Annotated in this window: 17 protein-coding genes, 4 tRNA genes and 1 other RNA gene; 13 read left to right on the forward strand and 9 right to left on the reverse strand. The window is 72.4% G+C overall.

Annotated elements, in window-relative coordinates; translation table 11 throughout:
- On the reverse strand, positions 1 to 252 hold the full coding sequence (gene purS / locus ACFWBN_RS00230; protein WP_008740952.1) for a phosphoribosylformylglycinamidine synthase subunit PurS: 252 nt from the start codon (positions 250 to 252) through the stop codon (positions 1 to 3).
- A 323-nt stretch (positions 253 to 575) separates the two neighbouring features.
- Here purS and ACFWBN_RS00235 point away from each other — a divergent pair, with 323 nt between their 5' ends.
- The 8 genes from ACFWBN_RS00235 to ACFWBN_RS00270 all read left to right on the forward strand — a co-directional run bounded on the left by ACFWBN_RS00235 (position 576) and on the right by ACFWBN_RS00270 (position 5,034).
- Positions 576 to 893: an Lsr2 family protein gene (locus ACFWBN_RS00235; RefSeq protein WP_385168104.1), complete on the forward strand. Its 318-nt coding sequence runs from the start codon at positions 576 to 578 to the stop codon at positions 891 to 893.
- Positions 894 to 981: 88 nt separating this feature from the next.
- Positions 982 to 1,053: transfer RNA gene (locus ACFWBN_RS00240), tRNA-Gly, on the forward strand.
- Positions 1,054 to 1,112: 59 nt separating this feature from the next.
- Positions 1,113 to 1,188 (forward strand) — tRNA-Gly (locus tag ACFWBN_RS00245).
- Positions 1,189 to 1,320: 132 nt separating this feature from the next.
- Positions 1,321 to 2,307, forward strand: coding sequence for an ABC transporter ATP-binding protein (locus ACFWBN_RS00250; protein WP_385168106.1), 987 nt, complete (start codon positions 1,321 to 1,323; stop codon positions 2,305 to 2,307).
- Positions 2,304 to 3,065, forward strand: a complete 762-nt coding sequence (locus ACFWBN_RS00255; RefSeq protein ID WP_385168108.1) for an ABC transporter permease — start codon at positions 2,304 to 2,306, stop codon at positions 3,063 to 3,065. The genes ACFWBN_RS00250 and ACFWBN_RS00255 overlap by 4 nt, the downstream gene beginning before the upstream one ends.
- A gap of 24 nt (positions 3,066 to 3,089) precedes the next feature.
- Positions 3,090 to 4,331 carry a sensor histidine kinase gene (locus ACFWBN_RS00260; RefSeq protein ID WP_385168111.1) on the forward strand — a complete coding sequence of 414 codons (1,242 nt, stop codon included), beginning with the start codon at positions 3,090 to 3,092 and terminating at the stop codon, positions 4,329 to 4,331.
- The gene (locus ACFWBN_RS00265; RefSeq protein ID WP_385168113.1) at positions 4,328 to 4,939 is read left to right on the forward strand and encodes a response regulator; all 612 of its coding nucleotides are present in this window, start codon (positions 4,328 to 4,330) and stop codon (positions 4,937 to 4,939) included. The genes ACFWBN_RS00260 and ACFWBN_RS00265 overlap by 4 nt, the downstream gene beginning before the upstream one ends.
- A gap of 22 nt (positions 4,940 to 4,961) precedes the next feature.
- Positions 4,962 to 5,034 (forward strand) — tRNA-Gly (locus ACFWBN_RS00270).
- 47 nt (positions 5,035 to 5,081) lie between these two features.
- Here the strand turns inward: ACFWBN_RS00270 and ACFWBN_RS00275 are convergent.
- From ACFWBN_RS00275 to ffs, 6 genes are all read right to left on the reverse strand, one after another.
- A complete protein-coding gene (locus ACFWBN_RS00275; RefSeq protein ID WP_385168116.1) occupies positions 5,082 to 5,996 on the reverse strand; it encodes a phosphoribosylaminoimidazolesuccinocarboxamide synthase in 915 nt (304 codons plus the stop codon).
- Positions 5,997 to 6,070: 74 nt separating this feature from the next.
- Positions 6,071 to 7,558: a N,N-dimethylformamidase beta subunit family domain-containing protein gene (locus tag ACFWBN_RS00280; RefSeq protein ID WP_385168118.1), complete on the reverse strand. Its 1,488-nt coding sequence runs from the start codon at positions 7,556 to 7,558 to the stop codon at positions 6,071 to 6,073.
- Between the two features lie 215 nt (positions 7,559 to 7,773).
- Positions 7,774 to 9,498: a hypothetical protein gene (locus ACFWBN_RS00285; RefSeq protein WP_385168121.1), complete on the reverse strand. Its 1,725-nt coding sequence runs from the start codon at positions 9,496 to 9,498 to the stop codon at positions 7,774 to 7,776.
- Positions 9,499 to 9,786: 288 nt separating this feature from the next.
- A complete protein-coding gene (purD, locus tag ACFWBN_RS00290) occupies positions 9,787 to 11,040 on the reverse strand; it encodes a phosphoribosylamine--glycine ligase (protein ID WP_385168124.1) in 1,254 nt (417 codons plus the stop codon).
- Between the two features lie 60 nt (positions 11,041 to 11,100).
- A complete protein-coding gene (locus tag ACFWBN_RS00295; protein ID WP_385168127.1) occupies positions 11,101 to 13,353 on the reverse strand; it encodes a DNA polymerase III subunit gamma and tau in 2,253 nt (750 codons plus the stop codon).
- Positions 13,354 to 13,420: 67 nt separating this feature from the next.
- Positions 13,421 to 13,515, reverse strand: an RNA gene (gene ffs, locus ACFWBN_RS00300) — signal recognition particle sRNA small type.
- Between the two features lie 142 nt (positions 13,516 to 13,657).
- Between ffs and ACFWBN_RS00305 the strand changes: the two genes are divergently transcribed.
- The 4 genes from ACFWBN_RS00305 to ACFWBN_RS00320 all read left to right on the forward strand — a co-directional run bounded on the left by ACFWBN_RS00305 (position 13,658) and on the right by ACFWBN_RS00320 (position 17,015).
- Positions 13,658 to 13,745, forward strand: a tRNA-Ser gene (locus tag ACFWBN_RS00305).
- A gap of 127 nt (positions 13,746 to 13,872) precedes the next feature.
- The gene (locus tag ACFWBN_RS00310) at positions 13,873 to 16,302 is read left to right on the forward strand and encodes a helicase-associated domain-containing protein (RefSeq protein ID WP_385168129.1); all 2,430 of its coding nucleotides are present in this window, start codon (positions 13,873 to 13,875) and stop codon (positions 16,300 to 16,302) included.
- A 78-nt stretch (positions 16,303 to 16,380) separates the two neighbouring features.
- A complete protein-coding gene (locus ACFWBN_RS00315) occupies positions 16,381 to 16,596 on the forward strand; it encodes a type II toxin-antitoxin system VapB family antitoxin (RefSeq protein WP_385168132.1) in 216 nt (71 codons plus the stop codon).
- Positions 16,593 to 17,015 (forward strand): PIN domain nuclease, encoded by a 423-nt coding sequence (locus ACFWBN_RS00320; protein ID WP_385168134.1) that lies wholly within the window; start codon positions 16,593 to 16,595, stop codon positions 17,013 to 17,015. The genes ACFWBN_RS00315 and ACFWBN_RS00320 overlap by 4 nt, the downstream gene beginning before the upstream one ends.
- Before the next feature lie 112 nt (positions 17,016 to 17,127).
- Here the strand turns inward: ACFWBN_RS00320 and ACFWBN_RS00325 are convergent, their stop codons facing one another.
- Together ACFWBN_RS00325 and ACFWBN_RS00330 are read right to left on the reverse strand one after the other, a co-directional pair.
- Positions 17,128 to 17,856, reverse strand: a complete 729-nt coding sequence (locus ACFWBN_RS00325; protein WP_385168137.1) for a hypothetical protein — start codon at positions 17,854 to 17,856, stop codon at positions 17,128 to 17,130.
- 137 nt (positions 17,857 to 17,993) lie between these two features.
- Complete coding sequence (locus tag ACFWBN_RS00330; protein ID WP_385168139.1) at positions 17,994 to 18,824, reverse strand: SDR family oxidoreductase; 831 nt, start codon at positions 18,822 to 18,824, stop codon at positions 17,994 to 17,996.
- Between the two features lie 166 nt (positions 18,825 to 18,990).
- Here ACFWBN_RS00330 and ACFWBN_RS00335 point away from each other — a divergent pair, with 166 nt between their 5' ends.
- On the forward strand, positions 18,991 to 19,941 hold the full coding sequence (locus ACFWBN_RS00335; protein WP_385168142.1) for a cupin domain-containing protein: 951 nt from the start codon (positions 18,991 to 18,993) through the stop codon (positions 19,939 to 19,941).
- The last annotated feature ends 202 nt before the right edge of the window (positions 19,942 to 20,143 follow it).

Consider the following 20,143-nt stretch of genomic DNA (forward strand, 5'->3'; position numbering starts at 1 on the left):
TCAGGCCTCGACCTTCACGGTGAAGTCTTCGATGACGGTGTTGGCGAGGAACGTTTCGGCCATCTTGTGGATGCGGTCGAGGGCGGCCTGGTCGACCGGTCCCTCCACTTCCAGTTCGAAGCGCTTCCCCTGGCGGACGTCGGCGATGCCCTCGAAGCCCAGGCGCGGTAGTGCACGCTGCACCGCCTGGCCCTGGGGGTCGAGGATCTCCGGCTTGAGCATGACGTCGACTACGACGCGTGCCACTGGCACTCCCGATGAGGTGGTTGGTGCGAAGGCGGTTCCCTCAGCGTACCCGGCCGAAATTTCTACGCGGGTAGATATCCTTCGGCCGTGATCGACGAGCGGTTTCGGCTTCACCAACGCTTCGCAAAATCCGCCGGAAAACCACGTGCCCGGGATTGCGGCGGGACACGCGGAGAGAATTAACTGGGCTTCGCAATGCAATGGGAATCGGGGTACAAAGGAATCACCCGGGATTCCCCTGGAAAGAAGCATTGCCCCGAAACATCCACACAGGCGACATCGCCGCACGTCAGCAGGTGGCGGCGGGTCGCACGAAGGGACCGATATCCGTGGCGCAGCGCGTAGTAGTCACGCTCTCCGATGACATCGACGGCGGGGAAGCGGCGGAAACGGTCGTGTTCGCTCTGGACGGTAAGTCGTACGAGATCGACCTCAATGTGGCGAACGCAAAGAAACTGCGGAAGGGCCTGGCCCCCTTCGTGGCCGCCGGCCGCCGCCAGTCGCGGTCGGGGAAGACCTTCAAGCACACGTCCATCGCGCCGGACCCGGCGGTCGTCCGGGCCTGGGCCCGGTCCAACCAGTTCGAGGTGCCGCCGCGCGGCCGCATCCCCAAGAAGATCTACGAGGCCTACAACGCGGCCCACTGAGGGCCGATTTGCCATCCACCCCCATCCGTCGGCTAGAGTCTGGATCACGCCGAGGGGCGAGGCCGCAAGGTCGAAGCCCCGAAGTCGTGCGGGTGTAGTTCAGTAGCAGAACATCCTCCTTCCAGGGGGAAGGCGCAGTGTGCGATCCCTGTCACCCGCTCTGCATCGGTTTACCGACCACCACCGTGGATCAGGTAGAGTGATGCACGCAGTAAACCTGCGGACGTAGCTCAGTTGGTAGAGCACCACCTTGCCAAGGTGGATGTCGCGCGTTCGAGTCGCGTCGTCCGCTCCATAAGGAGAAGGCCCCGGTCATTATGACCGGGGCCTTCTTCGTGTTTCCCGCTCGGGTCTCCCTGACAAATGTCATCGCGGGGCATGACAGCACGCACTGCCGGCCCCGCCCCGGCGCCGCGAGGCTGGGTTCATGACTGACACCGTGATCGACGTCCAGGGGCTGCGCCGCGGCTACGCCGGCGGTTTCGAGGCCGTGCGGGGCGTTTCCTTCTCCGTGGCGCGCGGCGAGATCTTCGCCCTGCTCGGCACCAACGGCGCCGGCAAGACCTCCACCGTCGAGCTGCTGGAGGGGCTTGCCGCGCCGACCGGCGGGCAGGTCCGCGTCTTCGGCCTCGACCCGTACACGCGGCGGGCCGAGGTCCGCCCGCGCACCGGGGTCATGCTCCAGGAGGGCGGCTTCCCCTCGGACCTCACGGTGGCCGAGACCGTCCGGATGTGGGCCGGGGTCACCACCGGCGCCCGGCCGGCGGCGGAGGTGCTGGGACTGGTCGGCCTGGCCGCGCGGGCCTCCGTACGGGTCAAGCAGCTGTCCGGAGGTGAGCGGCGGCGCCTGGACCTGGCCATGGCCCTGCTCGGGCGGCCGGAGGTGCTGTTCCTGGACGAGCCGACCACCGGCATGGACCCCGAAGGGCGACGGGACACCTGGGCATTGGTACGGGAACTGCGGGCGCAGGGCACCACGGTGCTGCTGACCACGCACTACCTGGAGGAGGCCGAGGAGCTCGCCGACCGGCTGGCGATCCTCCACGAAGGGGAGCTGGTCCTTTCCGGCACTCCCGCCGAGGTGACCGCCACCCGGCCGGCCCGGATCCGCTTCACGCTGCCGGCCGGGGTGCCGGCGGCCCGGCTGCCGCTGGCGCTGCACGCGGCGGCGTACGGGCAGCGGGTGGAGATCCGTACCGAGCGGCTCCAGGCGGACCTGACCGCACTGCTGCGCTGGGCCCATGACGCCGGGGTGGAACTGGCCGGGCTCGACGCGCGGTCCGCCTCCCTGGAGGAGGCCTTCCTGGAGATCGCGCAGAACCGCCGGACCGCGGGCATCGAGGCCGACGCCGGCGCCCGTACCGACAGCCGTACCGACAGCCGTACCGACGACATGATGGTGGGGACCCGATGAGCATGCCGACCCTGAGCCCCGGCCGGCTGACCGCACTCGGCCGCTGCGAGCTCACGCTGCTCGTGCGCAACCGGGCGGCGCTGAGCGTGGCCCTGCTGATGCCCGCCCTGATGGTGTTCGTGCTGCGCTCGACGCTGAGCGGCGACACCGCCGCGGCCGTCGCCGAAGCCACCCTGACCGGCGGGATCGGCATGGTGCTGATGCTCGTCGTCTACATGAACCTCGTCTCCGCCTTCGTGGCCCGCCGCGAGGAGCTCGTGCTCAAGCGGCTCCGTACCGGCGAGGCGAACGACCTGGAGATCCTGGCCGGGACCGCGCTGCCCGCCGCCGTCCTCGCGGTCGGCCAGATCACCGTCCTCGCGGTGGCCGGCGCGGCCGCCCTGGACGTGCGGATGCCGGCGAACCCGCTGCTGTTGGCCGCGGCCGTCCTCGCGGGGGTCGTGCTGCTCGCCGGAATGGCCGCGGTGACCAGCTCCTTCACCCGCAACGTGGAGAGTGCCGGCCTCACCACGCTGCCGCTGTTCCTGCTGACCGTGCTCGGCTCGGGGCTCTTCGTGCCGGCGGACTCGCTGCCCGGCGTCCTGGCCTCGGTGTCGGAACTGCTGCCGCTCAGCGGGGTGATGGCCCTGGTGCGGGCCGGCTGGAGCGGTGGCGCGGAGGCGTACGACCTGCTGGGGGCGGCGCTCAACACGCTGGCCTGGGTCATGATCACCGTGTTTGCTGTGCAGAAGTGGTTCCGCTGGGAACCGCGCCGCTAGAAACGAAATCGGGGGGCCGGGGCCGTGTCGAAACTGACCGGGTGGTGGAGGAACCGCAGCAGTGCGGCGAAGGTCGAGTTGTACACGCGCTGGTCCTTCCACTCCTTCGTACTCCTCGAAATCATGTCGTTCGGGCTGGCCTCGGTCGGCTCCGCGGCCGACGAGACCTCGCCGTCGGTCTCGGCCTCGCTCGTGCTGACGGTCTGCGCGCACGCGGTGCTGACCGGCTTCCTCACCTCCAGGGCGCTGGACTGGATCGTGGGCCGCCGTGAGCGTCCGGTGCGGCTCGCCGTGGTGACGGCGGCCCTGACGGCCGCGGCGTGCCTGGCCGTCCTCGTGCTGCGCAAGACGGGGCAGTTCTCCGATTCCGTGGCCCCGGCGCTGGTGACGGGCATGGCCTGTTTCGCGAGCGGATCCCTGGTGCTGTGCCTGAAGCGGATCATCCACATGTGGTACGTCGCCCCGGCCGCGGCGGCGGGCACGGCGGCCGCTGTGCTCGCCCTGGGCCTGCCCGCGGGCGAGGCCGTCGGGTACGCCATCGGGGTGCTGCTGACCAGCCTGTTCCTCAGCGTCGCCTCCGGGTTCTCCGGCTGGCTGCTGACCACGGTCTGGGAGCTGGACCGGGCCCGGGAGCTCCAGGCCCAACTGGCGGTGGCCGAGGAGCGGCTGCGGTTCGGACGGGACCTGCACGACGTGATGGGCCGCAATCTGGCGGTGATCGCGCTCAAGAGCGAGCTGGCGGTACAGCTGGCGCGGCGCGAACGCCCGGAGGCGGTGGACCAGATGATCGAGGTGCAGCGGATCGCGCGCGAATCGCAGCGGGAGGTACGGGACGTCGTACGCGGCTACCGGGAGGCGGATCTCGCGGTGGAACTGGAGGGCGCCCGCGGGGTGCTGAGCGCGGCCGGGATGGACTGCCGCGTCGAATACGAGGCGGCCGCGCGCCGGCTGCCCTCCGAAGTGCAGTCGGCGCTCGGCTGGGTGGTGCGCGAGGCGACCACGAACGTCCTGCGGCACGGGGACGCGCACAGCTGCCTGATCCGGCTGACGGCGCCGGCGGAAGGCGCCGTGACGCTGCTGGTGGAGAACGACGGGGCGCCCGAGACCCCGGCGGGGCCTCCCGGCTCCGGGCTGGCGGGGCTGCGCGAGCGGCTCGCGGCGGTGGAAGGGACCTTGCTGGCGGGACCGGCCGAGGGCGGCCGGTTCCGGCTGCGCGCCGAGATCCCCGCCCCGCGCCGGACACGAGGACTGGAGGTGCGGGCGTGAGCCCCGTACGCGTACTGCTCGCCGACGACGAGCATCTGATCCGCGGGGCGCTGGCCGCCCTGCTGGCGCTGGAGGACGACCTGCTGGTCGTCGCCCAGGCGGCATCGGGGCCCGAGGCCCTGGCGATGGCGCGGGCGCACCGGCCTGACGTGGCGGTGCTGGACCTGCAGATGCCGGGGGCGGACGGTGTGAGTGTCGCCACATCGCTGCGGGCCGAGCTCCCCGACTGCAAGGCCATGATCGTGACGAGTCACGGCCGTCCGGGGCACCTGAAGCGGGCCCTGGCGGCGGGGGTGCGGGCCTTCGCGCCGAAGACGGTGTCGGCGCAGCGGCTGGCCGAGCTGATCCGGACCGTGCACGCCGGAGGGCGTTATGTGGACCCGGAGTTGGCGGCCGACGCGATCAGCGCGGGGGATTCACCGCTGACCGCCCGGGAGGCGGAGGTGCTGGAACTCGCGGCGGACGGGGCGCCGGTCGCGGAGATCGCGGAGCGGGCCTCGCTCTCGCAGGGGACCGTACGGAACTACCTGTCCTCGGCGGCGACGAAGCTGGGGGCCGAGAACCGGCACACGGCGGTCCGTCTCGCCCGCGAGCGAGGTTGGGTATAGTGGTTCTCGCGTTACGGCGCATGCGGACATAGCTCAGTTGGTAGAGCACCACCTTGCCAAGGTGGATGTCGCGCGTTCGAGTCGCGTTGTCCGCTCAGAACGAAGAAGCCCCCGGTCCTGCGACCGGGGGCTTCTTCGTGTCTCAGGCCTCGCTCTTCCAGGTCAGGCCGGTGAGCCGCTCGTACGCCTCGATGTACTTGGCGCGGGTCTGCTCGACGACGTCCTGCGGCAGCGCCGGCGGCGGCTGCTCGGAGGCGCGGTCCCAGCCGGAGGCCGGGGAGGCCAGCCAGTTGCGGACGAACTGCTTGTCGAAGGAGGGCTGGGTGCGGCCCGGCTCCCACTGGTCGGCGGGCCAGAAGCGGGAGGAGTCCGGGGTCAGCACCTCGTCGGCGGCGATCAGCGTGCCGTCCGCGGGGTCGAAGCCGAACTCGAACTTGGTGTCCGCCAGGATGATCCCGCGCTCGCGGGCGATGTCCCGGGCGCGGCCGTAGACGGCCAGGGTGGTCTGGCGCAGCAGCGCGGCGGTCTCGGCGCCCGTGGTGCGCGCGACCTCCTCGTAGGAGACGTTCTCGTCGTGCTCGCCGACCTCGGCCTTGGCGGCCGGGGTGAAGATCGGGGCGGGCAGCTCGGAGCCGTCCACGAGGCCCTCGGGGAGGGCGAGTCCGCAGACGGTACGGGTCCGGTCGTACTCGACGAGGCCGGAGCCGGTGAGGTAGCCGCGGGCCACGCACTCGACCGGGACCATGTCGAGGTTCCGGCAGATCAGGGTGCGGCCGGCCCAGTCGGCGGGGGCGCCGGCGGGCAGGTCGGTGGAGATGACGTGGTTCGGGACGAGGTCCGCGAGCTGGTCGAACCACCACAGGGAGAGCTGGGTCAGGACGCGGCCCTTGTCCGGGATCTCGGTGGGGAGCACCCAGTCGAAGGCGGACATCCGGTCGCTGGCGACCATGACGAGGCGGCCTTCCCCGTCGCGGTAGAGGTCGCGCACCTTGCCGGTGTGGAGGTGGACGAGGCCGGGCACCTGGACCGGCTCGGGCTTTTCGACGAATCCGGACACGGGGTCTCCCTGTGGTTCTGTACGAGCGCGGGACCATTCTCCCGTACCGGCGCGCCTGCCCGGGCCAGGGGGTCTCAGTCCCTCTTGCAGATCCGGTCGAGGAGGTTGGCCGTGGCCCGCTGGACCCGCTCGTCGACGTGGCCGGGGCGGTCGAGCGCCGGGGACCAGGCGAAGGTGCCGGACGCGAAGACCAGGGCGCCGCTGGGCGCGCGGTAGAGGGAGGTCTCCTGGTGGCGGCGGTGGTTCTCGCTGTCGAGGTACGGGGAGTGCGCGAGCAGGATCCGGTCCTGGTGCTCGGGGAGCTGGGTGCGCGGGAAGTACCGGTCGGCCTCGCCGGCGACCAGGCCGGGCAGTTCGTCGTTCTCGCCGGCGCCGGTGGAGTCCCAGAGCCAGTGCGTGGCATTGCGCACGATCAGGGGCGCGGGTTCGGGGACCCGCCCCGCGTACTGGATGCCGAGCAGCTGCTGCTCCGGGCGGTCGACCTCGCGCCAGAGGCTGGGGCGGCCGGGGCCGCGGCGTTTTCGGCAGGTGAGGAGCCGGTCGTCGACGCCGGAGGGGGAGGGGGCGAGCTCGACCTGCCAGTACATGGTGTTGGCGGAGAGGAAGACGAGCGAGGTGCCCTGGTCGCGGGCGCGCTCCACGGTGCGGCGCATGGGGGCGGACCAGTACTCGTCGTGGCCGGGGAAGACCAGGCCGCGGTAGCGGGTGGGGTCGACGCGGCCGGCGTGCAGGTCGCGGGTGTCGGCGTAGGCGAGGTCGTAGCCGTAGCGCTCGGCCCAGCGGATGAAGTCGTAGGCGTGGCCGACGTGCAGGGGCAGGCCCGCGCCCGCGTAGGGGCGGTCGAAGGAGACCGTGATGGCCGCGTCCCGCTCGCCGAGCAGCCGGCCGTCCTCGTCCCAGGCGTGGTAGAGGCTGGCGCCGGTGCGGCCGTCCTCCGGGTAGAGGTTGTAGGCCTGCCAGGTGATGTCGGGGAGCAGGAGCAGGAGGTCGGCGGGGTGGTCGTCGCGGACCGTGAAGGGGATGTGGGAGCGGTAGCCGTCGGCGGTGGTGAGGACGGCGACGTACGCGCCGACGCTCCAGTAGGACGGGACCTGGAGGCGCCAGGACAGCCACCAGTGGTGGCAGGAGACGGTCCGGTCGGCGGCGAGGGGGGCCGGCTGGACGATGCCGGAGAGGCGGGGGCTGGTGGTGATCTTGGAGGCGCCGTCGCCGGCGTAGTGGCCGATCCGGTAGACGTCGACGGAGAACTGCTGGGGCGGGTCGACGGTGATGTGGAAGTCGATGGCCTCGCCGGGGGCGACGGCTCCGGTGGAGGTGAAGCCCTTGATCTGGCGGTGTACGTCGTCGGCGGTGCGGGGGCCGCCGTTGCCGCGGGCGCGGGGGATCTGGCCGGTGCCGGCGGCCGCGGCGGCCGGGTCCACGTACCAGGGGACGACCTGGCCGGTGTCGTCGAAGTAGAGCTCGCTCCCCCGGAACCAGGGCAGGGGGCCCTGTCCGAAGGGGTCGGTGACCGCGTGCGCGAGCGCACCTGATTCCCAGCGCCGGATCTGGTCCGCACCCATGACCGCTCCCCTCCCTCACTCCCCCGAACGGGCATTCATCGGACCCCAGCACATCACATAACGCACGCAGTCCGTCACCGTTCGTCGCGAATTGACGTGACCGGAACATTGGGATCCGGTTGTTCGTGCGAGTCGTAGCCCTCCGGAGCGGCTCACGGGGGCCGTGGTGGCGCCCGTGGTGGCCGGCCGGGCCCGCGATGGCCCGCCGGGCTGGCTCAGACCAGGCGGACCGGCTTCTCCGGGCGGACGCCGAGGTCCGCGAGCCAGTCGCGCAGGGGCTCCGGGTCCCCGTCCTCGACCAGCGACAGCACGCGCGGCGCCAGATCGGAGCGGCGCTCGCCGCCGACCAGCAGGACGGGGCCGTCGAGCCAGTCCAGGCCCGGTGCGGCCCCGGCGGAGTCCACGGCCGCGCAGCACACCATCGCCGTCACGTGGTCGGCCAGCAGGTCCCGGCCGCTGCGCGGCGGCTGGAGGGGGAACAGCGGCACGGCATCCGCGCCGCGCGCCTTCCCGGCCCCGGCTCCCGGACCCGAGGCGCGCTCCTCGCGCGCCAGGTCCCCGGTGAGCCGTCCGGCCAGCGCTTCCCCGGCCGCGCCTTCGCCGGCGGGGTCGGTGAGGTAGCCGAGCACCCGCTCCAGCGTGGGACCTGCGAAGCCGTCCGCCCCCGGCGGCGGGACGAAGGCGTCGGGGTCGGGCGTGGCCGGCAGGGGTCCGGGGGTGGTGGGTCCGGGCGAGCCGGTCGGGAGGCCCGCCGGGACGGCCAGGGCGTCGAGCGCGGTGTGCAGCCGGGCCGCCTCCGTACGCCACTTGCGGTCCACGACCTCCTCCGGATACGCCGTCCAGTCCACGGGGGACCAGTCCGGCCCGGGCTCGGCCGGACCGCCGTGGAAGAGCCGGGCGGCCAGCAGCGAGGCCGCCTCGTCGACGGCCCCGGGCTGCTCCAGCAGGTCGCAGGCGGGGCGCTCGCCGAGCCGTGAGGTGAACCCGTCGGCCAGCCGGTCCCGCCGGGACAGCTCGGTCAGTGCGGAGACCACCCCGGCGTCCAGCCGGGCCGGCCAGCGGCCCATCCGCCAGGCGGGCAGCGCGACCCGGGTCAGCAGCCGGTCCCAGCCCGCGTAGGCGAGGCCGACCTGCTCCTGGGCGACGATGCGCAGCCCGTAATCCACACCCTGTGCACGATCCGAGGCGGCCGCGGCCACCCCGCGCTCCATTTCGGCGGCGTCCACCCGGCACAGCCGCAGCAGCAGCCGGGCGGGCCCGGCGATCCAGCCGAGACCGGGCCGGTTGCCCACGTCCACGGCGGCGTCCAGGCCCCGGACGAAGCCGCGCGCGTCGGCTATGTCGGGATGCGCGGAAGGGCCCGTACCGGCGACGACCGGCGCGAGGACCGCCCGTAGCTCCGCGACCCGCATCCACCACAGGAACGGCGAGCCGATCACCAGCACGGGAGCCGCACCGGGCTCGGACTCCGGGCCGGCGGGCCCGGCTATGCCGCCGGACGTCCGCGCGGCATCGCGGCGGTGGGCCGCATGGGTGCGGTCCTCCAGCCAGCTGTCGCAGTCCGGCGTCAGGGCTATCGCGGAGGGGGCCGGGACGTCCATCCGGTCCGCCAGGTCCCGCACCAGCCGGTAGAGATCGGGCGCGGCGGCCTCGGTCAGCGGGACCGTCGGGGTCACGGCGGGGCCGGCCCGCAGCACCACCGCGGCGAAGATCCCGCCGACGAGCAGCACCAGCGCGGCGACCGCGCACACGGCGAGGGTCACCACGGGCCAGGGGTCACCGGCCAGCCGGCCCGTCATCCGGGCGGCCACCAGCACCACCGCGAAGGCGGCGGGCAGCAGCCCGAGGGCCAGGGCCCTGCTGCGCACCCGCAGCACGGCCAGGGCGCGGGACCGCGCGGACGGCACGCCCACTTCCATGATCGAACCGGTTCCGGACACGGCCGGACCTCACCCCCTCTGCCCTGCGACGGCTTTGCTCACTCCCCCACTGTGACACCCGCCACTGACATCGCAATGCCGGTGGGCCAAGTGCCGGAATGCTTGGCATCGCACCCTAGTTGGGGCACGCCCGGCCGTCAGGCAGACCGGGCGACGATCACCCGATGGAATGGCTTTGGGTAAAGGTGGGTGCGTTCGAACGCGGCCGGATGCAGTCGCACGCGAGCGCGCCCGCGGGCCCGGGCGCACCTCGTGCGCACCGGGCCCGCGGGATCACAGAGCCGCAGTTCAGCGACCTTCGGCCGCCTTGGCCGCAATATCCGTACGGTGCTGCGAGCCGTCCAGCCGGATGCGCGCGACGGCCTTATACGCCTTCTCGCGGGCCTGCGCCAGATCGGAACCGGTCGCCGTCACCGACAGCACGCGGCCGCCCGCGCTGACGACGGCGTCGCCCTCGCGCCGGGTCCCGGCGTGCAGCACGTACGCGTCGGGTCCGTCCTCGGCGGCCACCTCGGCCAGGCCCTCGATCGGGTCCCCGGTGCGCGGGGTCTCGGGGTAGTTGTGGGAGGCGATGACCACCGTGACGGCCGCGTCCTCGCGCCAGCGGAGCGGCGGCTCGGCGTCCAGGGTTCCCCGGGCGGCGTTCAGCAGCACGCTCGCGAGCGGGGTGCGCAGCCGGGCCAGGACCACCTGGGTCTCGGGGTCGCCGAAGCGGGCGTTGAACTCGATGACGCGCACCCCGCGCGAGGTGATCGCGAGGCCGGCGTAGAGCAGCCCGGAGAAGGGCGTGCCGCGGTGGCGCAGTTCGTCGACGGTCGGCTGGAGCACGCTCGCCATGACCTCGTCGACGAGCTTCGGGTCGGCCCAGGGGAGCGGGGAGTAGGCGCCCATGCCGCCGGTGTTGGGGCCCTCGTCGCCGTCGAGCGCGCGCTTGAAGTCCTGCGCGGGCTGCAGCGGGAGGACGGTGACTCCGTCGGTGATGGCGAAGAGGGAGACCTCGGGGCCGTCGAGGTACTCCTCGATGACCACGCGGTCGCAGGCGAGGGCGTGGACGCGGGCGGCGGCCAGGTCCTCGGTGACCACGACGCCCTTGCCGGCGGCGAGGCCGTCGTCCTTGACGACGTACGGGGCGCCGAAGGCGTCGAGCGCCTCGTCCACCTCTTCCGGGGTGGTGCAGACGTAGCTGCGCGCGGTCGGGACCCCGGCCGCGGCCATCACGTCCTTGGCGAAGGCCTTGGAGCCCTCCAGCTGCGCCGCCTCGGCCGAGGGGCCGAAGACGGGGATGCCGGCCGCGCGGACGGCGTCGCCGACCCCGGCGACCAGCGGCGCCTCCGGGCCGACGACGACCAGGTCGGCGCCGAGTTCGGTGGCGAGAGCGGCAACGGCGTCGCCGTCGAGGGCGTCGACCGGGCGGAGCTCGGCCACCTCGGCGATGCCGGCGTTGCCGGGAGCGCAGTACAGCGCGGAGACGTCGGGGTCGAGGGACAGAGAGCGGCACAGGGCATGTTCGCGGGCGCCGCCGCCGATGACGAGGACCTTCACGCCGCCCAGGGTAGCCCGGACGGAGTGGCGCGTTTCGTGCGGCCACCCAATGAGAAGGGCCTACTCGTTCGTGTATTCCTCCACAACGGTGGCTCCGAGCTCGCGCACGATCAGGTCGTGTCCGGTGAGGGCGCTCTCGACGAGGTCGGGATCGTCCTCCTCCGCGAAGTCGTCCTCGGGCGCGACCGGCGGGGGCGCCTGCTGTACGGGGGGCTGCGGGGCGGCAGCCGACTGCTGGGGCTGCTGTGACTGCTGCGGGGGCTGGGGCTGCTGCGGCTGGTACTGCGGGGCGGACGGGGCCGGGGGCGGCGGGCTGTAGGCCGGGGCGGCCGGGGCCCCGTAGGAGGAGGCCGGGGCGACCGGGGCCGGGCCGCCGCCTCCCACCACGGCGTCGATCTTCCAGTTGACCTGGAACTGCTCGGCCAGGACGGCCTTGAGCACGTCCTCGCTGCCGCTGCTCGCGAAGTTGTCGCGGGCTCCGGCGTTGGGGAAGCCGAGCTGGAGGGTGGTGCCGTCGAAGCCGGTGACCTGGGCGTTCTGGCTGAGCAGAATCCAGGTGAAGCGGCGGCGGTTCTTGACGGCCTCCAGGACGCCCGGCCACATCGCCTGGACCTGCCCGGCGCCGGCGGCCATGCCGGGGGAGGGCGCCGCGGCCTGGGCGGGGGCGGGCCCCGCGGGAGCGGCGGCGGGCGCGGCGGCCGGGATCCCCTGGCCGGGCGCGGCCGCACTGGGCCAGGCACCGGCGGCGGGGGCGGCCGGAGCCGGGGCGGCGGGGGCGGGGGCGGGTGCTGCCGGGGCGGCGGATCCCGGCCAGGCACCGGTGGCTCCGGCGCCGGGTGCTCCAGGGGTTCCGGAGCCGGGCTGCGCGGCTCCGGGCCAGGTCCCGGGCGCGGAGGCCGGCGGCGCGGCCTGCACCGCGGGCTGCGGCGGCGCGGGGGCCCGTACCGGCTCGGGAGGCGCCACGGGTGCGGCGGCCTGCACCGGGGCCGGTGCCGGGGGCTGCACCGGGGGCTGGGCCGGGGGCTGGACCGGCGCCTGTGCGGCGGCACGTGCGGCGGCGACACCGCCACCGGGACCGGCCGGCGCCATGGCATGCGCCTCGGGGGCGGGCACGTAGCCCATGGCGGGGGCGGGCGCGGCCGCGAAGGCGGCGGCCCCGCTGCGCTCCAGCCGGTCGAGCCTGGCCTGGAAGGACCGCTCGTCGTCGAAGGCGGCGGGCAGCAGCACGCGGGCGCAGATCAGCTCCAGCTGGAGCCGCGGCGAGGTCGCGCCCCGCATCTCGGTGAGCCCGGTGTTGACCAGGTCGGCGGCGCGCGACAGCTCGGCGGCCCCGAAGACCGAGGCCTGGGCCTGCATCCGCTCCACGACATCGGCGGGGGCGTCGATCAGCCCCTTCTCCCCGGCGTCGGGCACGGCGGCCAGGATGACCAGGTCCCGCAGCCGCTCCAGCAGGTCGGCGACGAAGCGGCGGGGGTCGTTGCCGCCTTCCACCACGCGGTCGACGACCTCGAAGGCGGCGGCCCCGTCCCCGGCGGCGAAGGCGTCGATGACGGAGTCGAGCAGGGAACCCTCGGTGTACCCGAGCAGGGAGGTGGCCATGGCGTACGTCACACCGTCATCACCCGCACCGGCGAGCAGCTGGTCCATGACGGACATGGAGTCACGCACGGATCCGGCGCCGGCGCGCACGACGAGCGGCAGCACGCCGTCCTCGACCGTGGCGCCCTCGCGCCCGCAGACCTCGCCCAGGTATTCGCGCAGTGTCCCGGGCGGGACCAGCCGGAAGGGGTAGTGGTGCGTCCTGGACCGGATGGTCCCAATGACCTTCTCCGGCTCGGTGGTCGCAAAAATGAACTTCAGATGCTCCGGCGGCTCCTCGACCACCTTCAGCAGGGCGTTGAAGCCCGCTGAGGTGACCATGTGCGCCTCGTCGATGATGTAGATCTTGTACCGGCTCGACGCGGGCCCGAAGAAGGCCTTTTCCCGCAGGTCACGGGCATCGTCCACACCACCGTGCGAGGCGGCGTCGATCTCGATGACGTCGATGGACCCCGGCCCGTTCCGGGCCAGGTCGCGGCAGGACTGGCACTCACCGCAGGGCGTGGGGGTGGGACCCTGCTCACAGTTCAGACACCTGGCCAGGATGCGCGCGCTGGTCGTCTTTCCACAGCCACGCGGCCCGCTGAACAGGTACGCGTGATTGACCCGGTTGTTCCGCAGGGCCTGCATCAGCGGTGCAGTGACATGCTCCTGCCCGATGACCTCGGCGAACGACTCGGGGCGATAGCGGCGGTACAGCGCAAGGGACGACACGTCTACGAGGTTATCCGGGCCCACCGACATCGGTGGCCCGCCGACGCCACCCAGGGCCCCCGGAACGCAAAGGGCCCCCCACGCACCCGCCAGAGCCCACTTACCCTTGCTGCCTTCCGGCCCTGGGGGAGTTGGGTGAGATAGCGCCACGTGAGGGGCTGGCCCCCACCCTAGCGGATCCCGGCCCCCGGAATCGAGTCCGCTCCCGCCGGACCCTCACCCGGACCCCACCCGACCCCCGACCTGGGCCCCCGCAGACGATCACGTTCGCGAGCACCCCTCAACGTCTTGTATTGTTTGCGGCGGAGGATTCGCCTAGTGGCCTAGGGCGCACGCTTGGAAAGCGTGTTGGGGGCAACCCCTCACGAGTTCGAATCTCGTATCCTCCGCCAGTGCCTCACCGGGCACTTGAAGGCCCCGACCGGGAAACCGGCCGGGGCCTTCTGCGTTCCGTGGTTGCAGTTTTGGTTGCCTTTACACCGGATATTTCAAGATATTTCGGCGGGTGAGGGGTTCTCCGTGGCGTCCGGATCAACGCTGACAGTCTGGCTGCGCGGTCTCGACGGCCCTCGCCTGGCACACGTGCTCGCGGCACGGGAGGACACGGTGTCCCCTCCGGAGCCGCGCTCGGTGGGGGAGCTGGCGGACCGTCTTCAGCGGCCGGGGTCGGTGGCACTCGCGCTGCCCCTGCTCACCCTGCCCGACTTGCAGGTGGCCGAGGCCGTGGCAGCGTTGGGGGCGCCTGCGTCGCGCGAGGCCCTGGCGAAGCTGCTGGGAGCGACAGCCGGCGAGGCCGGCCGCGCCTTGGAGGCAATCCTGGAAGGACTGGCCGGCCACGCGCTGGTCTGGCCGGACCACAGCGGAAGGCTCCACATGGCCGCACCGTTGCGGCAGGCGTGGGAGGCGCCGCTCGGGCTGGACGCACCACTAACGGAGCTGCTGGCGGACATGACCTCCGACGAGCTGCGCGGAATGTTGGGGGCGCTTGGCGTCAAGCCGCCCAGCACCAAGCAGCAGCGCATGGCAGCGCTTGTCGCACACCACAGCGATCCGGAAGGGATTGCCTCGGCGGTCGCGAAGGCTCCTGCGGCAGCCCGGAAGCTGCTGGAGCGTCGAGCGAAGTCCGCGTCGCCGCAGCCCGGGTCCATCATGTTCGGGGCTCCCGGCGCCGACTCCGAACCGGGCGAGCGATGGGCGCTGGACCGAGGGCTTCTCATCCGGGACCGCCGCTGGTACGGCCGCGCCCGGATGCCCGTCGAGGTGGCACTCGCACTGCGCGGGCCCGCCTGGCACGCGCCGTTCGAACCCGGACCGCCCGCCGTGCAAGTGGTGTCCGTCAACGCGGCGGAGGTGGACCGGGAGACGGCAGCCGCAGCCACGGCGTTCGCAGCGCATGCCGCCTCGGTCCTGTCGGCATGCTCGGCGGCACCGCCGGCCAGGCTGAAGTCCGGCGGGGTCGGCGCACGTGAACTGGCCCGCATCGGCAAGGCCGCCCAAGCCGATGACGCCGTGGTACGCATCACGCTGGAGGCCGCCTACGCGGCAGGCCTCCTGGCCCGGGACGGCGACCGCGTCGCCCCCACCAAGGCATACGACCCCTGGGCGGCGCAGGAACCCTCGGAACAGTTCGCCGCGCTGCTGCAGGCATGGCGGAACCTGCCCCTCACCCCCTCCCAGGCGCGCGACGAGGACGGCAAAGCACTCCCCGCAGTTTCCGGGGCGCCGCCCTGCGGCGGCTGCTTGCAGACCCGGCACGGGGTGCTCGCCGCCGCCGCACACCTCCCGGCAGGGCAGGGAGCGCGAGCCTCCTCGGACCTGGGGATGCTCGTGGCATGGCACCGCCCGCTCGCCGACCCGACACCCGAGGGCGAAACACCGTTCGCCACCGCGATCCGCGAGGCCGAACTGCTCGGCGTGCTCGCCCGCGGCGCCCTGTCGCCCCTCGGCAGCGCCCTACGAGCCGACGACACGGACGAACTGGCCGCCGTCTCCCGACGCCTGCTGCCCGCGGCCACCGGCACGGCACGGATCGGCGTCGACCTCACCGCCGTCGTCGCCGGAACACCGACCGCGCGACTGGACACGCTCCTGGATTCCGCCGCGGACCGGGAAACCCGCGGCACGGCCTCGGTGTGGCGGTTCAGCGCCGACAGCATCCGCCGCGCCCTGGACTCCGGACGCACCTCGGACGAGATCACAGCCGACCTGTCCGCCATCGCCGTCGGGCCCCTGCCCCAGCCCCTGGCGTATCTGATCGCCGACACCGCTCGCAGCCACGGCCGCGTACGCATCGCCCCCGCCGCCTGCGTCATCCACGGTGAGGAGCCCACGCTCCTGGCCGAAATCGCCGTCCACAGCAAGCTCGCCAAGCTCGGCCTGCGACGGCTCGCCCCGACGGTCCTGGTCAGCCGCAGCCCACTCGACCAGACCCTCGCCGCGCTTCGAGCCGAGGGCTACGCTCCCGTGGCCGAGACAGCCGACGGAACCGTACGCGTCGAGAAGACCCGGCCCCAGCGGGCCGCCGCACCCGTACCGGCCCCACGGAAGGCCCGTGCGCAGTCCGGCTTCCGCATCACGGCGGCTCCCCGCGCGGCGGAGGCCCCCGCGGCCGACCTGAACGCCCTGGCCGCCCAGCTCCTGGCCGCCCCGCCGACCACACCGCAACCCGACCCGTTCGGGCCCGGCGGAGTCCCCTTGGGCACGGACACCGAAGAGATCGTCGCCGGGTACGCGAAGCGGCTGTCGTACAGCGATGTCCGCCAGCTGGCCCATGCCATCGACACCGGTACGGCCGTCACGGTCGATTACGTCGCCACTTCAGGAAGCCGCACCGTACGCACCCTCGACCGCCTCACCCTCGACCCGCCCCATCTCGAAGCCTGGTGCCACCTGCGGGACGCCGAACGCGTCTTCACCCTCTCCCGGATCCACGGCGTGATGCCCGCATAGGGCCCGAGCGGTCCGAAGGCAACGAAATACACCTCGCGAGATATACTTGAACCCACAGTTGATATCCAGGAGGTGTACATGAGTCGGACCGTCATCGATCTGGACGACGAGCTGGTCGCCGACGTGGCGAAAGCCCTGGGGACGAGCACCAAGAAGGAGACTGTCAACACCGCCCTGCGCGAAGTGCTGGAGAACCGGCGCCGCGCCCTGGCGCTCACCCGGCTCCGCGCCGCGTCCGACGAGGGCGCTTTCGACCTGGATCTGTTCGAGGACAAGAGGAACTACCGGCGGTGAACGCGGCGCAGTTCCTGATCGACACCAGCGCGCTCGCGCGCTTCATGCGCGGGGATGCGGAGCAGTACGGCTGGGACCAGGCGGCAGCCGCCGGCCTCATCGCCACCTGCCCCATCACCGAGCTGGAGTTCTTCTACAGCGCCCGGTCGGCAGCCGACCGGGCGCGCGGCATCGAGGACATGCGGCTGATCTTCGGCTGGGTTCCCGTCGACGACCGCGCCTACGACCGCGCCTGGCAGGTCCAGGACGCCCTCACCAAGCGGGGAAAGCACCGAAGTGCCGGTGCCGTCGACCTCGTCGTCGCCGCGACGGCCGAGCTGCAAGGGCTCACCCTCCTTCATCGCGACCACGACTTCGAGTGCATCGCGGCAGTGACTGGCCAGCTCCTCCAGTGGTACGGCCCGGAGCCCGGCAAGTAAGTCGGCAGTGGTTGCAGTTCTGGTTGAATTCGCCTCCGTCCGGCACCGTTCGCCGGGCACTTGAAGGCCTCAGCTGGGAAACCTGCCGGGGCCTTCTGCGTCTTCCGTCCCGTCAGGAGCGGCCCGGTCGCGTACATGTAGAGGGACCCGCGTCCGGGCGGCGCATGATGTGCATCACGAAACCTGCCCGCGCCCAGATCCACGTCGTCCCAGCGCAGGCCGAGCGCTGCCTCTGCCGCAGCCCGAGCCCCAGACCCGGCGGACCGTTGTCGGGCTTGAACACCTCCGGCCACAGGCGCCGCACCTCGCCCGCGGCCGGCCCGAGTTCGACTCCGTCGAAGCCGGCCTGGACGGCGCGTGCTCCCGCGCCGGCGAAGTCAGCCACCAAGCGCGGGATCTCGTCCGTCCGCAGGGCCCGGGGCACGCTCGCCTCGACGAATCCGACATCCTTGATCCAGGCATTGGCCCGGGCCTGGACGGCGCTCGGCCCCACCGGTGCCGCTCCGGCCGGCTGGAGGGATGTGTGGGATACGCGTCCCACATGCCACAACTGCGCAAAGATGCGTCCGCCCGCGCCGTGCACCGCCTTGGTGACCCCCGCCCAGCCCGCCGTCTGCCGGCCCGTCCAGAGGCCCGGCACGTCCGAGTACCCCTGGGCCTCGGGTGAGACGAAGACGCCTTCCGTGATGATCAGCCCCGCACCGGCCCGCTGGCGGTAGTACTCGGCGGTGTCGGTGCCGGGGATGAGGTCGGGACGGCGAGCGCGGGTCATCGGCGCCATCACGACACGGCTGGTGAGGGTGATGGAGCCAAGCGGGTAGGGATCGAAGAGGTTCTTCACGGGTGTCATTCCTGTTCGAGGTGACCGCCGTCACGGCGGACGGGCAGGGCGCCGCCGGCCTCGGGGTCGGGGACGAGGCCGGGCCGGCGGTACACGAGGGGGGCGGGAGGGGAAGAGGCGCGGAAGCGTCTGCTCGCTCAGGCCTCGGGGGCGCCGCCCTGCGCTTCGACGGCCAGGTCCTGCCAGTCGGCCCAGGTCTTGAGGCGGTCGGCGTAGACCTGCGGAAGCATGTCGTTGCCCTGAGTGCCGAAGAAGACCCGCAGCGGCGGGTTGTCGGAGTCGACGACCTTCAGCATTGCGGCGCCCGCGGCGGCGGGACTACCGAAGTCGAGCGTCTGCATGAACGCGCCGAGCGCGTCGCGAACACCGTCGTACACCGGGATCGGGTCGGCGGAGACGGCGGAGGAGCCACCCCAGTCGGTGTCGTAGGCACCGGGCTCCACCAGCGTCACCTTGATCCCGAGACCGGCGACCTCCTGGGCCAGCGACTCGCTCAGCCCCTCCAGCGCCCACTTCGAGGCGTGGTAGCCGCCCACCAGCGGCCAGGAGGCGACACCGCCGGTGGAGGAGATCTGCACGATGTGGCCGCTGCCCTGCTCGCGCAGGTACGGCAGGGCGGCCTGGGTGACCCACAGGGCGCCGAAGAGGTTGGTCTCCAGCTGGTCGCGCAGGGCCTGTTCGGTCAGCTCCTCGACGGCCCCGAAGAGGCCGTAGCCGGCGTTGTTCACGATCACGTCGAGGCGGCCGAAATGCTCCTTGGCCCGCTCGACGGTCTCGTTCACCGCGGCCTTGTCGGTCACGTCCAGGTCGAGTGCGAGTACGGCGTCGCCGTACTCGGCGACCAGGTCCGACAGGGTTTCGGCGTTACGGGCCGTCGCGGCCACCTTGTCCCCGCGGGACAGGGCCGCCTCGACGAACTGGCGGCCGAAGCCGCGGGAGGAACCGGTGACGAACCAGATCTTGCTCATGTCGCTCTCCACGATCGAAGTCATTGAGTGGGCGGGGAGGCGTCGGGCGCCTCCTCGTGGAATTGACTTTAGGAGCGGACGATCTGCCATCCAATGACAGGAACTCTCGAAGAATTTGTCCGATCGTCTCAGAATGCTCGAGAAAGGGTGGGGTAAGGTTCGGGCCATGGACGTACTGGCGGATGTGCTGGCGACTACCGGGTTCAAAGGGGTGCTGCTCGCTCAGCTCCGCGGACGCGGTCCGGGCTGGGGCTGCGGCCTCGATCAGCTCGATACGGCCGGATTCCATCTGATCGCGGAGGGGACCTGCTGGCTGCGCGTCGCCGGGCAGCCACCGCAGCAGCTGATGCCCGGGGACGTCGTCCTCCTGCCGCACGGCGAACCCCACCACCTGGCCGGCAGCCCGGAAGAGGCCGCCGTCCCGTACGCGGAGCTGGAAGCCGCGCACCCGGTCGGCCGTGACGGCATCATGGACCTCGGCGGTGACGGCCCCGTTGTCCGCGTCGTCTGCGGCAAGTTCGAGTACGACGGCGACGCCTCGCAGCATCCGGTCCTGTCCGCCCTGCCCCCGGTGATCCACGTCCCGGGCATGAGCTCGGACCTCGAACTCCAGGGTGTCGTCCGGCTCCTGGCCGCCGAGACCACGCGCGAGCGGCCCGGCGCGCGGGCCGTCGCCGCCCGCCTGACCGACGTGCTGTTCGTCCAAGTCATCCGTGCCTGGCTCGACACCGCGGGCACCGACTCGCAGTCCCCACCGCGGTCCTGGTTGACGGCCCTGCGCGACCCGCGTATCGGCGCCGCCCTCGCCCTCATCCATGAGGCACCCCGGCAGCCCTGGACCGTGGAGAGCCTCGCGCGCGATGTGTCGATGTCCCGCCCGGCCTTCGCCCGGCAGTTCAAGGAGCTGGTCGGCGTCTCACCGCTGGCCTATCTCTCCCGTGTACGGATCGCCCTGGCCGCCCGTCTGCTCCGGGACACCGACCAGCTGGTCTCCGACATCGGCGAAGCGGTCGGCTACACCTCGGAATTCGCCTTCTCCCGAGCCTTCGCCCGCGAACGCGGTCTGCCTCCCGGCCGCTACCGACGAACCTCTCTCGCGCAGCCCGCGGAAGTGTGACCCGGCTCGCGGGCAATCGACCACGGCCCGCCGCCACTGCCTCACCGGGCACTTGAAGGCCCCGACCGGGAAACCGGCCGGGGCCTTCTGCGTTCCCCGAACGATGAGGCGTGGATCACATTCCAGGGGGCGGACCTCACAATCCGGGGTCCTGAATCGCTCGTAGTCCCGAACGCATCCGGGATCCGCACCGTCGCCCATC

The organism is Streptomyces sp. NPDC059989, from assembly GCF_042736975.1.
In the GTDB taxonomy this organism is placed as follows: Bacteria; Actinomycetota; Actinomycetes; order Streptomycetales; family Streptomycetaceae; genus Streptomyces.